At 67.2% G+C, this 14,896-nt stretch carries 12 protein-coding genes; 9 read left to right on the top strand and 3 right to left on the bottom strand.

Annotated features, from left to right (window positions below; all coding sequences use genetic code 11):
* Positions 1 to 526: 526 nt before the first annotated feature.
* Entirely contained in the window at positions 527 to 1,798 is a 1,272-nt protein-coding gene (locus tag AC0KVN_RS09665) for an oligogalacturonate lyase family protein (protein WP_435566780.1), read from the bottom strand.
* Positions 1,799 to 2,037: 239 nt separating this feature from the next.
* On the opposite strand from AC0KVN_RS09665, the gene AC0KVN_RS09660 reads away from it, so the two are divergent.
* The 4 genes from AC0KVN_RS09660 (at position 2,038) to AC0KVN_RS09645 (ending at position 6,512) form a co-directional block, all read left to right on the top strand.
* On the top strand, positions 2,038 to 2,331 hold the full coding sequence (locus tag AC0KVN_RS09660; RefSeq protein WP_483656087.1) for a BA14K family protein: 294 nt from the start codon (positions 2,038 to 2,040) through the stop codon (positions 2,329 to 2,331).
* Positions 2,332 to 2,472: 141 nt separating this feature from the next.
* Positions 2,473 to 3,150, top strand: coding sequence for an EF-hand domain-containing protein (locus tag AC0KVN_RS09655; protein ID WP_435566778.1), 678 nt, complete (start codon positions 2,473 to 2,475; stop codon positions 3,148 to 3,150).
* 14 nt (positions 3,151 to 3,164) lie between these two features.
* Positions 3,165 to 5,897: a TonB-dependent receptor gene (locus tag AC0KVN_RS09650; RefSeq protein ID WP_483656086.1), complete on the top strand. Its 2,733-nt coding sequence runs from the start codon at positions 3,165 to 3,167 to the stop codon at positions 5,895 to 5,897.
* A 78-nt stretch (positions 5,898 to 5,975) separates the two neighbouring features.
* Positions 5,976 to 6,512: a hypothetical protein gene (locus tag AC0KVN_RS09645; protein WP_435566776.1), complete on the top strand. Its 537-nt coding sequence runs from the start codon at positions 5,976 to 5,978 to the stop codon at positions 6,510 to 6,512.
* A 69-nt stretch (positions 6,513 to 6,581) separates the two neighbouring features.
* Here AC0KVN_RS09645 and AC0KVN_RS09640 read toward each other — a convergent pair whose 3' ends face one another.
* A complete protein-coding gene (locus tag AC0KVN_RS09640; RefSeq protein ID WP_125998088.1) occupies positions 6,582 to 7,748 on the bottom strand; it encodes a pyridoxal phosphate-dependent aminotransferase in 1,167 nt (388 codons plus the stop codon).
* A 144-nt stretch (positions 7,749 to 7,892) separates the two neighbouring features.
* Positions 7,893 to 9,050 carry a pyridoxal phosphate-dependent aminotransferase gene (locus AC0KVN_RS09635; RefSeq protein WP_435566775.1) on the bottom strand — a complete coding sequence of 386 codons (1,158 nt, stop codon included), beginning with the start codon at positions 9,048 to 9,050 and terminating at the stop codon, positions 7,893 to 7,895.
* Positions 9,051 to 9,246: 196 nt separating this feature from the next.
* Here AC0KVN_RS09635 and ptsP point away from each other — a divergent pair, with 196 nt between their 5' ends.
* The 5 genes from ptsP (at position 9,247) to AC0KVN_RS09610 (ending at position 14,851) form a co-directional block, all read left to right on the top strand.
* Entirely contained in the window at positions 9,247 to 11,520 is a 2,274-nt protein-coding gene (gene ptsP, locus AC0KVN_RS09630; protein WP_435566774.1) for a phosphoenolpyruvate--protein phosphotransferase, read from the top strand.
* A gap of 74 nt (positions 11,521 to 11,594) precedes the next feature.
* Positions 11,595 to 12,533 carry a helix-turn-helix domain-containing protein gene (locus tag AC0KVN_RS09625; RefSeq protein ID WP_435566773.1) on the top strand — a complete coding sequence of 313 codons (939 nt, stop codon included), beginning with the start codon at positions 11,595 to 11,597 and terminating at the stop codon, positions 12,531 to 12,533.
* Between the two features lie 96 nt (positions 12,534 to 12,629).
* Positions 12,630 to 13,571: a hypothetical protein gene (locus AC0KVN_RS09620; RefSeq protein WP_435566772.1), complete on the top strand. Its 942-nt coding sequence runs from the start codon at positions 12,630 to 12,632 to the stop codon at positions 13,569 to 13,571.
* A gap of 10 nt (positions 13,572 to 13,581) precedes the next feature.
* Positions 13,582 to 14,529, top strand: coding sequence for a tRNA lysidine(34) synthetase TilS (gene tilS / locus AC0KVN_RS09615; protein WP_017502471.1), 948 nt, complete (start codon positions 13,582 to 13,584; stop codon positions 14,527 to 14,529).
* Positions 14,530 to 14,659: 130 nt separating this feature from the next.
* Positions 14,660 to 14,851, top strand: a complete 192-nt coding sequence (locus tag AC0KVN_RS09610) for a hypothetical protein (protein WP_017502470.1) — start codon at positions 14,660 to 14,662, stop codon at positions 14,849 to 14,851.
* The last annotated feature ends 45 nt before the right edge of the window (positions 14,852 to 14,896 follow it).

The following is a 14,896-nucleotide window of genomic DNA, read 5'->3' as shown; positions in this document are numbered from 1 at the left end:
TGTCGAGGAAGCTGTTACCGAAATATGAGGGAATGGGATGAAGGGGGTGTTTACCCTGTTGGGCCAGATCGCCCGAGATGGAAGCGTCACGCGCATTCGCCGATGGTGTGAAACGGGCGCTATTCTTTGGTTCTGGGCTGCGTGGACAAATTCGGACTGTCTGCGAGCGACCAGAAGCAGACATTCCTCCCCGGAACGGGGAGGTGGCAGGCGCGGAGCGCCTGACGGAGGGGCAGGTGCCTATTAACGCTGCGCTATTGGGCCTGTGCCCCTCCACCACTCGCTGCGCGAGCGGTCCCCCTCCCCGTGCCGGGGAGGAATGTCTTGTTCCCGCCCAACTCCGTCACCCCAGCGAAGGCTGGGGTCTGAGGCGGAGGCAGAAGGAGGTCAGGCGTCTTGCGCTATCCGTTGCCCGCATGTGCGCCTGCCTGAGATGCCAGCCTTCGCTGGCATGACGGGATAAGGGGCATTGCGCACCCTACCCATCCTCGCCATTCGGCAGGCGCCGGGCTTGTTTGCGCGCGGCCTAGCGTGGTTTCGCGGTTTCGACGGCGTAGATGGCGGGGCTGCCGGCGATATTGCTGCGATAGACCAGCCATTTGCCGTCGGGCGTGAAATGCTGGTTGGGTTCGAGCGTGTAGTCATGGCTTGCGAGATCGACGAGCCGTTCCGTCTCCAGCGTGCCGGTTGCGATCAGCGTGTCGCCGCCGAGCGTGTTGCGAGCGCGGGGATTGTCGTCGGGGCGGGGGTGGAAGAGGCTGATATATTTGCCGTCATTGGCGCCGTCGCCCGAGAAGCTGCGGCCGTCGGGCGATGAGGCGAAATGATAGGAGCCCTGGCCCGGACGGATCGCATACCAGCGGCGCGCGCCATTGGCGACGTCATGGCCGGCAAGCCAGCGCATCCCCTGTGGCATGATGAGGTCGTACCAGATGGTGCGGCCGTCGGGCGCCCAATATTCATGGCCGGCAATCTCGCCCTGCAGGATGCGCTGATGCACCTTGGTTTTGGCGCTGCCGTCGGTGCGGATGGTCCAGATGCGATCGACCTGCTGCCAGGGCCCTTCATGGCAATACATGAGCAGATCGGGATCGGTCGGCGAGAATTGGACATGGTTGAGCCAGTCCTTCGACGCGGTGATGCGGCGCTGCTGGCCGGTGGCGATGTCGATCGCGAAGATTTCCATCGGCACGCCGGCGGCAAGCCGGGCCTCCATCCATTTTTCCTTGGCGGCGGCGAAGGAGAGGGGGCGGCCCTGATCGTCGGTGCCGCTATAGCTGGGTGAACCGGTCTTGGGATCGCGCTTGCCCTGGGCGGCGATGGCAGGCGGCGGCGGGGCGAGTTCGCGATGGCCGGCAAGCAGCGTGTCGTCGGCATTGATGGATTCGATGCGGCCGCCCGGCATCGCCGCGATACGGCGGCGCTTGCCGCTGTCGAGATCGACCGACCAGACGATGAAGGACGGCTCACCCTCGCTGCTGCCGGTCGGGTTGGTGGTATAATAAGCGACATTGGCGCGGTGGCCGACGAACAGCAGCCGGTCGACCTTTTCCTTCAGCACCAGCCGGGTGGTCCAGTTGCTGGTGTCGGCGACGCGGATCCCCTCCGGCGTCAGATAGACCATGCGCTTTCCGTCGGGGGTGAAGGGATTATAGTTGAAATAGAGGCCATAATTGCCCGGCCGGTCATCGACGCGGACGATGCGGTGGCCGGTGGTCGGGTCGGTCCAGCTGGCGGGGGAAGCGGCGGGTGCGGGCGCTTGCGCCGCGACGAGCAGGGGAAGGGCCAGCCCGATCATTGCCTGCCTCAACCGCATCCCATCCTCCCAGTTCAAGTTCAATTTGCGGGATTGGATACCGCATATCGGGAATTTGGCAAGGCGGCTGTGATGCGGGCGCGGCGCGTGCTTGCCGGGCCAAGTCTTTGACAGAGGAGGGCAATAAGGCGCGGGCTTCTGAAATATTCGTGAAATGACGGGGCAAAATCGGATGGCCACAGACGGGGCGGAGATTTTCCACCCAGATGAAAGGCCATGACATGACTTATTCCTCGCTCCTGACCCTGGGCGCCGCCGCGCTGATGGCGACGCTGGGCGCGCCGGCCATGGCGCAGGCGCCGCATCATGGCGCGAGCCGGCCGGTGAGCAGCAAGGCGCCGGCCAAGAAGCCTGCTCCGGCCAAAGCTCAGCCGGCCAAGGCCCAACCCGCCAAGGCCCAGGGCCGTTCGACCGGCGCGGCGCACCAGAAGGCCTGCCGCAATCGCTACAAGAGCTATGACGCCAGGCTGGACAGCTATCTCTATCGCGGCAAGCGGGTGCGCTGCACGCTCTGATCGCGATCGACGCGGGGCGGCGCCGGGGGACGGCGCCGCCCCGTTCCTGTTTTCATGAAGAAGGACGAGGCGCGATGCGCAAGATGATGATCGGGGCGGCGCTGCTGCTCTGTTCGGCGCCGTTGCTGGCCCAGGGGGGGCATGGGCGGCGGCGGCATGGGTGGTGGCATGGGCGGTGGCCCGCCCGGCGGTGGCGGCGGCCCTCCCGGTGGCGGCGAAGGCCGGCCGCAAAAGCCGCGCGAGATGAAGCCGATCAAGCGCAGCCAGATCGACAAGATCGTGACCGCCATGTTTGCCGAAGCCGACAGCAATCGCGACGGCATCGTGACGATCGACGAATTGCGGCTGGTGGTGCAGGCGCGGCGCGAAGCGATCATCCGCACCCGCTTCGACGCGATCGACGGCAATCATGACGGTACGCTGAGCCTGGCCGAGTTCCAGGCCTGGCAGAGCAGCATGGGATCGGTCGCGCTGTCGGAAACGGGCGCGATGGGCGATCAGGGCGGGCCGGTGGCCGAGGCGATCATGCCCAAGCTGGGCGACGACCCCGAGGATGCGATACTGGGCCGGCTGATCGAACCGCTCAATGCCAGCGCGATCGCGCAGGCCAACAGCAATTATGATGCCGGCGCCTCGCTGGAAGAAGTGCTGGCGTTCGAACATGCCCGCTTCGACGCGGCGGACGCCGATCATGACGGCGTGCTGTCGGCCGAGGAGATGCGCAGCCTGATGCCGCGGCGTGGTCCCGGTGGAGGCCCAGGTGGTCCTGGCGGCCCCGGCGGTCCGGGTGGCGCGGGCGGACCGCCGCCGCGCAACTGACGGGATTGATGCCGATGCCTTGCCTATCCTTGTCCTGCCGTCGGGCGGGCGGCGCCCTGCTGCTCGCCGGATGCAGCCTGTTCGCCCTATCGACGCCCGCTGCGGCGCAGAGCGTGGCGAGCGACGATATCGTCGTCACCGGGCAGGCGCCGCCGGGCGCGGTGATCGGCGATATTCCCGCACAGAACCAACTCGGCCGTGCCGACATCGATGCCTATGGCGTCGGCACGGTCAGCGAATTGCTGGACGAGATCGCGTCGCAGACCAGCAGCAACCAGGGGCGCAGCGATGACGGCCCGGTGGTGCTGGTCAACGGCAAGCGGATTTCGGGCGTCAACGAGGTCAGCGACCTGCCGACCGAGGCGATATTGCGGCTCGACATCCTGCCCGAGGAGGTCGCGCTCAAATATGGCTATGATGCGCAGCGCAAGGTGGTGAACATCATCCTGCACCGCCGCTTCCGATCGCAGGTCGCCAATGCGGGGGCTGGGATCGCGACGGCGGGGCAGGGCGAAAATCTGGCCGGCGATGTCGGCTATACCCGCATTCGCGACAATGACCGGGTGAGTGTGACGGCGCGGGCCAAATCCTCCGCCTCGCTGCTGGAAAGCGAGCGCGACGTGATCGTCGATCCGGAAGCCGCGATCGATCCGACCGGGCGGGTCAGTGACGACCGCGCCTATCGCACCCTGTCGCCCTCCACCCGCAGCTATATGCTGAACGCCACGGTCGCGCATCAGTTGAGTGAGACGGCGAACCTGTCCTGGAACGGGCGGGCGGACTACAAGACCAGCAAGGCGCTGAATGGCCTGCCCACCGGCAGCCTGACCGATGGCGACGAGACGGTCGACCGCATCCTGTCGCTCGATCCGCTGCATCAGGACACGCGCGCGCTGACGCTGAGCAGCGGCGTCAGCCTGAATATCGACCTGTCGAAGACCTGGCGCATGTCGGTGATCGGCAGCTACAGCCATAGCGACAGCCGCACCGACAGCGATCGCGGCTATGACCTGGACGATGTGCAGGCGGCGCTGGACGCGGGCGATGTGGCGACCGATGGCGTGCTGCCCGCGAGCCTGCTGGGGACCATGGGCACACAGAAGGCGCGTGCGTTGCAGGACACGGGCAGCGCCAGCCTGCTGGTCAATGGCAAGCTGTTCAAGCTGCCGGCCGGCAATGTCGGCATGAACCTGCGCCTGAGCGGCGACACGAGCAGCCTGCGATCGTCCAGCACGCTGGATGGGGTGATGTCGCAGCGGACCGCGAGCCGCACCAATGGCGGCGCACAGATCAGTTTCGACCTGCCGATCGCCAGCCGGCGCAATGGCTTCCTGCCGGTGCTGGGGACGCTGACCGCCAATATGAACGCGTCGGTGACGCAGGTTTCCGACTATGGCACGCTCGGCACGCTGGGCTATGGCCTCAGCTGGACGCCGCGCACCGGCATCACCATCATCGCGGCGGTCAATAATGACCGGACCGCGCCGACGCTGGACCAGCGCAACAGCCCGACCATCACGACCAGCAATGTGCGCGTCTATGACTATGTGCGCGGGCAGAGCGTGACGGTGACGCAGGTGAGCGGCGGCAATCCGGCGCTGACCGCCGACAATCGCCACCAGTTCAAGCTGGGCGCGACGGTGAAGCCGCTCACCAAGGTCAACCTGACCCTGTCCGCCAATTATGTGAGCAGCGAGACGCGCGACGCGATCATCAGCCTGACCGGCGTGTCTTCCGCATTGGAGGCGGCCTTCCCCGATCGCTACAGCCGCGACGAGGACGGGATGCTGACGCGGATCGACACACGGTCCGTCAATGTCGCGCGCGAGGAGGTGAAGCAACTGCGCTGGGGCCTCAACTTCACGCAGATATTGCGCAAGCCCAAGCGGCCCGAGCCGCCGGCCGGCTTCGTGCCGCCATGGCGGCGGGCGGCGGCGCAGGGCGATGAGGCGCAGATGGCGGCGCCAAAGGCGGAGGGCGGCGACGGGCAGCCCGCAGAGGGCGCGCCCGGTGGTGGTCCCGATGCCGAGCAGGACGCGATCCTGGTCGACGGCCACCGGCCCGATGATGCAACGCCGATGGGGCCGCCCGGCGGCTTTGGCGGGCCGGATGGCTTTGGTCCGCCGCCTGGCCCCCCGCCCGATGGCATGGGGCCGCCCGATGGTCCGCCGCCCGGCGGTGGACCTGGCGGTCCGGGCGGTCCCGGTGGGCCGGGCGGACGGGGCGGCTTCGGCCCGCCCGGTGGCGGTCCGTTCGGCGGCGGCAGTGACAATGGCGCGCGGCTGCAACTCTCGCTCTATCACAGCATCATGCTGCGCGACGCGGTGCTGCTGAGCGAAGGCGGGCCATGGGTCGATTTGCTGAATGGTGGCACGCTGGGCGGCAGTCCGCAGCCGCGCCACAAGGTGCAGCTGAGCAGTGGCGTGATCGACAATGGCGTCGGCATCCGGCTGGACGGCAACTGGCAGAGTGCGTCGCATGTGACCGGGGACCAGACGGCTTCGGGTGGCGACCTGCGCTTTGGCGAGCTGGTGACGTTCGACCTGCGGCTGTTCGCCAACATGGCCAACCGGTTCCGCGGACAGGCGTGGGCGCGGGGCATGCGGGTGAGCTTCACCGTCGGCAACCTGCTCAACCGGCGGCAGAGCGTGACCGATGGCACGGGCGCGAAGCCCGTCGCCTATCAGCCCGCCTATCTCGATCCCGAGGGGCGGACGCTGATGCTGTCGGTGCGGAAGATATTCTGAATGGGAAAGGGGCGGCCGACGATCGGTTGCCCCTTCAACCTGATTGAAAACCCATCATAAAATGCGCATCTGGCGTGGATGACCAAACTCTCTTTCCTAGCCCGGATAGGGGCGCCGATCGGCGTCCTGCTGGGGACGCCCGCCGCTGCGCAGGAGGCACCGGACTTTTTCGGCGCGGCGCTGTGCCAGCCGCCTTATTCGACCGACAGCGCGACCGCCCTGTATGAAGCCGCCGAAAAGGTCGCCAAAGCCGATACATCGATGTTGGGGGCGGCGATCTATACGCTGCCTACGCCGATCGAGCGGGACGGCTTTGTGGCGCGGGCGGTGGTCTTCGCCGGCATGTCGGTCGGCGTGCTGCTGGATGGCGAGGTCGCGGAGGCCGCGGCGGCCCGTTATGGGCTTGCCAGGGAAAAGAGCCGCCTGTTCGGCGCGTCGAGCCTGGGCTTTGCGCGGCAACTGGACGATGCGGCGCAGGACATGCGCGAGATGGGGCTGATTTCCGTCGTTGCGCGGCAGGGGCCTGCCCTGGCGGGACGGACATTGCTGACCTGCGAGTTCGTGTCGCATGAGGATCGCAAGGCGCTGGACAGTCAGGAAGGCGATGCGCCCTGATATGAAAAGGGGCGCCCGGTTGTCCGGACGCCCCTCCTTCGTGACGGCTTTGCTATGGGATGCCGTGGATCAGGCCTTGTAGACCTTGTCCACAGCCGCACAGAATTTCGTCATGTCTTCGGCCGAACCGACGGTGACGCGCGAGACATTGGGCCAGATCGGCCAGTTGCGGCCGATCTGCACTTTTTCCGGCGAGGCGAGCAGGGCGGCCTGCATTTCCTTGGCCGGCTTCTTCCAGTTGACCATGAACATGTTGGCCTGGCTGCCCGGCTGGACTTCGATGCCCTTCTTGGTGAGCCAGGCGATGGTCTGGTCGCGGGCGGCGATCATCTCGTCGCGGCGCGCCTTGATGAGCGCAGCTTCGGGATAGACGGCGTTGCCGCAGGCCATGGCGGTGATCGACAGGCCGCCGGCCGACGGGCCGAACAGCATCAGGCGCTTCTGCACTTCGGGATCGGCGAAGGTGAGGCCGAGGCGGATGCCGGCCATGCCGAACAGCTTCGAGAAGGTCCGCATGACGATGATGTCCTTGCGGTTGCCGATCAGCGAAGCGGCGCTGGGCGCGTCCGAGAAGTGGATATAGGCTTCGTCGACCAGCAGCATGGCGTCGGCCGGCTTGTTGTCGAGCAGCCACTTGATGTCGGCGATCGGCGTGATCGTGCCGGTCGGGTTGTTGGGCGTGCAGATATAGTAGAGGCCGGCGTTCGGGTTGGCGGCCAGCATGGCCTTCACGTCATGGCCCTTGCCGACGGCCTGGGGGGCCTTGGCGATCGGGGCCTTGAGGTAATCGGCGGTGCGCCAGGCGGATTCGAAGGTCGGGTCGGCGGTCACCAGGCCCTTGGTCGGCGAGCAATAGGCCGCGACGGTCGAGACCAGCGGGCCGCCCGAGCCGGGCCACAGCATCACCTGGGCTTCGGGAATGCCCTCCACCTTGGCGATGGTCGAGACCAGATCGCCACGATAATTGTCGGGATCATACCAGTTGCCGACGGCGCCGGCCTTGGCGATGGCGTCGACGCCCGAGGGGAAGGGGCCGGTCCAGCATTCGTTCGAGCCGATGCGCACCGCGCCCTTGATGCCGCGGGCGGCCTGCTGCTGCGCGAAGGCGGGCGCGGCCAGCATTTCGTGCATCGCGGCGCCGGCGCCGATCAGGGCGGCAACCTTGGCAAGCTGGCGGCGCGAATAGCCGCGCTCGATCAGGTCTTCCCGCGCTTCCTTGTCCAACATCATGGTCATGCCGATTGTCCCCTTGTTTTCCTGCGAAATGCCTTGGATTTCGTCTGGAGAAACGAAGGCGGAAACAATTTCCGCAATGCAAAAGGGGCTGCGGCACGCTTTATTTTGCGCGCCGCAGCCCCTTTTTCGTAAGGTCAGGCCAGATCAGGCTTTCCAGACGGCGTCCACGGCCTTGCAGAAGGCGTCCATCTCGCTGGCCGAACCGACCGAGATGCGCGAGACATTGGGCCAGATCGGCCAGTTGCGGCCGATCTGCACCTTCTGCGTCAGCAGGGTGGCCTGCATGTCCTTGGCGGGCTTGCCCCAGTCGACCATGAACATGTTTGCCATGCTGCCCGGCAGCACCTTGATCCCCTTCTTGGTCAGATGGGCGATCGCCTTGTCACGGTTGGCCGCCATTTCGACCTGGCGCGCCTTGATGAGATCGGCCTGGGCGACCGAGACTGTGCCGCAGGCAACGGCCGTCATCGGCAGCATGGCGGTGACCTGGCCACCGTCATAGCGCATCATCTTTTCCATCAGCGAGGGCGCGGCGAAGGTGAGGCCCAGGCGCATGCCGGCCATGCCGAACAGCTTCGAGAAGGTGCGCAGCACCAGCACGTCGTCGCGGGTGGCGGCGAGCTTGGCGGCGCGCGGCGTGTCGGTCCAGTGGATATAGGCTTCGTCGACCACCAGCACCGAATCCTTGGGCTTGTTGGCGGCCAGCCATTCGATGTCGCCGATCGGCGTGATCGTGCCGGTCGGGTTGTTGGGCGAGCAGATATAATAGACGCCGGCGTTGGGATCGGCCGCCAGCATCGCCTTCACGTCATGGGCATTGTCCTTGGTGAGCGGCACCTTCGTCACCTTGGCGCCGAGCCAGGCGCCGGTGCGCCAGATCGCTTCATAGGTCGGGTCTGCGGTGACGATGCCCTTGGTCGGCGAGGCGAAGGCGACGGCGACGCGGCTCAGCGGATCGGACGAGCCGGGCCAGGCGACGATGCGGTCGGCCGGAATGCCTTCCACCTGCGCGACCGCGGCGAACAGCTTCTCATGCTCATTGTCGGGTTCGTAGCGATTGCCTTCGGTCACCAGCTTGAAGGCGGCTTCGGCGGCGACCGGGAAGGGGCCGGTCCAGCATTCGTTGGCGCCGATGCGGACCGCGCCTTCGACCGGCTTGGCGGCCTGCTGTGCGGCGGCACCGACGGTGCGCATCGCGACGGCGCCGGCGCCGAGCAGCGCGGTCACCTTGGCCAACTGGCGGCGCGAATAGCCGCGGTCCAGAAGCTCCTGTTCAAACTCCGTTGGCGTGGTCGTTTCCATGATCCCTGACTCCCAGACATGCTTGATGCTGCCTTTGCGGCGTTAGACGAATGTACAGCATGTATCCGCCACGCAAATGAGGAAGATGACCTAGCTTATCAGCGATGCGCAACAATCGTGCTTTTCTGCGGGGTTCATGAACATATCGCGAGGAAAGCGCTTGGAAAGAAAGCCATGCATCTGTTAGCGATTTGCCATGCCCAGTACGCCCGCCGCCGCCGCCCGCCAGATCCTCGTCCGCCTGCAGGAGGTGATGGCGGCGCGCACCAGCGCGCAGGCCAAGCTGAACAAGGTGGTGGAGATCATCGGCGAATCGCTGTCGAGCGAGGTCTGCTCCATCTATCTGGTGCGCGAGGGCGTGCTGGAACTGTTCGCGACCCGCGGCCTGAAGCAGGAGGCGGTGCATGTCACCCGCATGGCCAAGGGCGAGGGGCTGGTCGGGCTGATCGCCACCAATGTCGAGCCGCTGAACCTGGATGAGGCGGCCGCCCATCCCGACTTTTCCTATCGCCCGGAAACCGGCGAGGAATTGTTCCACAGCTTTGCCGGCGTGCCGATCGTGCGGCGCGAGCGCGCGCTGGGCGTGCTGTGTGTGCAGCATGTCGAACCGCGCAAATATGAAGAGGTCGAGATCGAGGCGCTGCAGACGGTCGCCATGGTGCTGTCCGAGCTGATCGCCAATGCCGAACTGGCCGATGACGGCCCGACCGATGCGCGGGTGCAGGAAACCGGATCGAACATCATGACCGGGCTGCAACTGGTGATGGGCATGGCGCGGGGCCATGTCGTCTTCCACCAGCCGCGCGTCCATATCGAGCATACCGTCGCCGAGGATACGGAAGCGGAGCGGCAGCGGGTCATTTCCGCCTTTGCCAAGATGCGCGAACAGATCGACCGGATGACCGGCACGGCCGATTTCGGGACCGAGGGCGAGCATCAGGAGGTGCTCGAAACCTACAAGATGTTCGCCTATGACGAGGGCTGGATCCGTCGCATCAACGAGGCGATCGACAGCGGCCTGACCGCCGAGGCGGCGATCGAACGGGTGCAGCAGCGCACCCGGATGCGGATGCGCCAGATCGACGATCCGCTGTTGCAGGACCGGATGCACGATCTGGAGGACATGGCCAACCGGCTGCTGCGCATCGTGTCCGGGCAATTGGGCACCGCCGCCCAGTTGGGGCTGCGGCAGGATGCGATCCTGATCGCGCGTAACCTGGGTCCGGCGGAACTGCTGGAATATGACCGGCGGCGGCTGAAGGGCGTGATCCTGGAGGAAGGGTCGCTGACCGCCCATGTCACCATCGTCGCCCGCGCCATGGGCGTGCCGGTGCTGGGCCGGGTGCGCGACATTCGCCACCGGGTCAATGAAGGCGACCTGATCCTGATGGATGTCGCCGAAAATGCGCTGCTGATCCGGCCGACGCCCGACATGGAGGAGGCGTTCGAGACCAAGCTGCACATCACCCAGAAGCGGCGGGCGGAATTTGCCGCGCTGCGCGACCTGCCGTCGGTGACGCAGGATGGGGCGCGGATCGAGCTGATGGTGAATGCCGGCCTGCGCGAGGATGCGCAGGCGCTGGACATGGTCGGCGCCGACGGCATCGGCCTGTTCCGCACCGAATTCCAGTTCCTGGTGTCGGCGACGCTGCCGCAGCGCGAGAAGCAGCAACGGCTCTACAAGGATGTGCTGGACGCGGCCGGCGACCGGCCCGTCATCTTCCGCACCGTCGATATCGGCGGTGACAAGGCGCTGCCCTATATGACGCGCGAGGATGACGAGCATGAGGATAATCCGGCCATGGGCTGGCGCGCGATCCGGCTGGCGCTGGACCGCGACGGCCTGATGAAGGCGCAGGCGCGCGCCTTGCTGGAGGCAAGCGCGGGCAAGGTGCTGAACATCATGTTCCCGATGGTGTCGGAACCCTGGGAGTTCGAGGAGGCGCGCACGCTGGTCGAGCATCAGCGGCAATGGCTGATCGGGCAGAAGAAGAAGCTGCCGGTGGCGGTGCGCTATGGCGCTATGCTGGAGGTGCCGGCGCTGGCCGAGGTGCTGGACCTGCTGCTGCCGCAGCTCGATTTCCTGTCGATCGGCACCAACGACCTGACCCAGTTCCTGTTCGCCGCCGACCGTGCCCATCCCAAGCTGGCGGAGCGCTATGACTGGCTGAGCCTGGCGATCCTGCGCTTCCTGGATCGGGTGGTGCGGATCTGCGAGATCTACAAGGTGCCGGTCGGCGTCTGTGGCGAAATGGGCGGACGCACGCTGGAGGCGATGGCGCTGATTGGCCTGGGCGTGCGGCGGCTGTCGATCACGCCGGCATCGGTCGGGCCGGTCAAGGCGATGATCCGCGCGATCGACGCGGCCGAATTGCAGGCGTTGATGCGCGATCTGCTGGACAGCGGGGCAAGTGATCTGCGCGCGCAACTGACCAACTGGGCCGAGCAGCGGAACATCGAGCTGGCCTGAAAAGACACCGCCCCGGCGTTGACAAGCGCCGTCCCGCAATGAGACAAGGCCGCCAATCAAGGTCGCGGAGCAGCATGGCAGACGAACCCGAATTCGAACCCGTCGCGGACGACGCGACGGCAGCGCATCCCAGCACCCCCGGCGCCAAGTTGCGCGCCGCGCGCGAGGCGCAGGGGCTGTCGGTGCAGGATATCGCCACCCGGACCCGCATCGCCCAGCGGCAGCTGGAGGCGATCGAGCGGGACGATTATGGCGCCTTGCCGGGCATTCCCTATGCGGTGGGTTTCGCCCGCGCCTATGCCCGAGCGATCGACCTGGACGAGGTGGCGATCGCCGCCGACGTGCGCAATGCCGTGCATAATTCCGACATGGGGGCGACCCGCTACGAAGCGTTCGAGCCGGCCGATCCGGCGCGGGTGCCGTCGCGCACCCTGGCCTGGACCGCGGCGGTGATCGGCATCATCGTGATTGCCGGCTTCACCATCTGGCGCACCCAGTTGCTGACCCCGCCGACCGGCGAGGAAATCGCCGAGCAGCAGGCAGAAAAGCCCGCCGCCGCGCCCAAGGCCGGCGTGCAGGCGCCGATCGCGGCGCCCGTGACCGGACCGGTGGTGTTCACCGCCAATGACGATGTGTGGATGCGCATCGTCGACGAGACGGGCGAGCGGCTGAAGGACGGGCTGCTGAAGAAGGGCGAGAGCTTCACCCTGCCGGCCGGCGCGCGCAATCCGACGATCCTGACCGGTCGCCCGCAGGCGCTGGACGTGACCGTGGGTGGCAAGGCGATCCCGCCGCTGGGCGCGGCCGACCGCACCATCGCCGACGTTCCGGTCAGTGCCGAGGCGCTGCTGGCACGGGCTGCCGCACCGGCAGGGGCTCCGGCGGGCGCTCCGGCGCCGGCCGGCCAGCCGGCGCGCGCACCGACGACGCCCGCGGGCGGGCAGGGGAGCGTGCCGACGCCGGCTGCGCCACCGCCGCCGACCGCCGCGCCGCAGCCCAGCGCGGGCAACTAATCCGTCCCATAGCCGGACAGGTACGAGCGGGCCGCGCTTTGTTGCGTGGCGCGTCCGCCTATGGTTAAAGGCGGAAAGATTTAGTCGGGGATCATCATGCGTTACGCCTTTTTCGCCACCACCGCCATCGCGCTGGCGGCCCCGCTGCTGTCGGCCGTGCCGGCCGCTGCCCAGCAGAATCCCACGGTCGAACTGCGGGTCGACCGGCTGGAAAAGGAAATGCGGGCGGTGCAGCGCAAGGTGTTCCCGGCCGGCACGCCGGTAGAGGCGGAAATCACCCGACCCCAGACGCCGACTATCGCGCCGGGCAGCCCGACGTCGAGCCCGGTGGCCGACCTGACCGCGCGGGTGGGGGCGCTGGAATCGCAACTCGCCTCGATCACCGGCCAGGTCGAGGAAAACAGCTACAAGCTCAAGCAGTTGGAAGAGGCGTTCAATCGCTACAAGGCGGAAGCCGAAGCGCGGGCTGCAACGCCGGTCGAAGCCGGCCCGCCGGTGATGCGCCCGACGGTCGCGACCGATGCGCCCGCGCCCAAGCCGGCTGCTGCCAAGTCGACGACCCCGCCCGCAAAGTCGGCCGCCGCGCCGGTGGCCAGCGATGCGCGCAAGACGGCGGTGGCGGCGATCGAGAAGCCGGATACCGGCGATGCGGCGGGCGATGCCTATAGCTATGGCTTCCGCCTGTGGGACGCGAAATTCTATCCCGAGGCGCAGGCGCAGCTCAAGGCGACGGTCGACAAATATGGCGACGGGTCGGTCGGCAGCCGCGCCGCCAACCTGCTGGGCCGCGCCTATCTGGACGATGGCAAGCCGGCGCTGGCGTCGGTCGCCTTCTACGAAAATTACCAGAAGCGCCCGCGTGGCGAGCGCGCGCCCGACAGCCTGGCCTATCTGGGCGAGGCGCTGATCCAGCTCAAGAAGCCTGCGGACGCCTGCAAGGTCTATGCGGAGCTGGAACAGGTCTATGGTTCGACCCTGTCGAGCGGCCTGCGCGGCATGATGGACAAGGGCCGGACCAAGGCCAAGTGCAGCGTTTGAGCCGATAGACGTGCCGGAGCTGGCACCTTCCCATCGCCCCGATGCGCTGCGGCTGGCCGTGCGCGCGCTGGTGGACGGGGAGGAGACGGCCCGGTTCGGCATCGCGGTGTCGGGCGGGCCGGACAGCATGGCGCTGTTGGACCTGGCGGTGCAGGCCTGGCCCGGCCGGGTGGCGGCGGCGACGCTGGATCATGGATTGCGGGCTGAATCCGCGGCCGAGGCGGCGATGGTTGCGCGCTGGTGTGCGGAGCGGCGCGTCCCCCATGCGACGCTGGCGCCGGAGACTGCGGTGTCCGGCAATATCCAGGATTGGGCGCGGCGACAGCGTTATGCCCAGCTGGAGGCGTGGCGGGCCGGCGCCGGGCTGGACTGGATATTGACCGCCCATCATGCCGACGACCAGCTGGAAACCCTGCTGATGCGGCTCAACCGGGGATCGGGGGTCGGCGGCCTGGCCGGGGTGCGGGCGCGGGCCGGCCGGGTGCTGCGGCCGTTGCTGACGGTGCGCAAGGCGCAGTTGCAGGCCCATGCCGACCAGGCCGGGCTACCCTATGTGCTGGACCCGTCCAATGCCGATCCGCGCTTCGACCGGGCGGCGCTGCGCAAGCGGCTGGATGGCGTCGACTGGATCGATGCCGAGGCGGCGGCGCGCAGCGCGGCGGCGCTGGCGGAGGCGGAGGCGGCGCTGATATGGACGGTGGCGGGGCTGGCGGCCACGCATATCCATCCATCGACCGACGCCTGGGTGCTGGACCGCACCGACCTGCCGCGCGAATTGTTGCGCCGCCTGCTGATCGAGATGCTCTGTTCTGCCGACCCGGAGATCGTGCTGCCGCGCGGCGAGGCGCTGGACCGGGCGATTGCCGCTGCGCGAGCGGGGCGGCAGGCGAGTCTGGGCGACTGGCTGCTGCGCGGTGGCGCGGTATGGACCCTGTCGCCGGCGCCGCCGCGACGCTGAGATTTTCGGAAAAGTTCCACCGTCCGACGCAAGGTGCCAACGGTCGGTCGCTTTTGGGCGGCATGCTGACCGGTTCTTAACCCATGGGCCGTTAACCACATGGCGTGACCAATAGCGGGATTTGTTCGGAATGATGGAATTTGCGGCGCTGACCTATGGCTTGCTGGTCAGCGTGATCCTCTCGGCTGTGAAGCGGAACCGGAAGCTGAACAAGGCGCATCCGCCGCTGCTTCTCTACATGGGCTATCTGCTATGCGGCCTGTCCGCCGGCCTGGCGCTGGTGCTGGCCTATGTCGCGCTGTTCCAGCTGACCGGGAACTGACCATCTGACAATCGACAGGGCCGGAAATCGGCAGCGGACGGCGCG

The organism is Sphingobium sp. SG1 (genome assembly GCF_057063145.1).
Note: the sequence above shows the minus strand (reverse complement) of the source record. Positions and strands in the feature narration are given on the sequence as shown.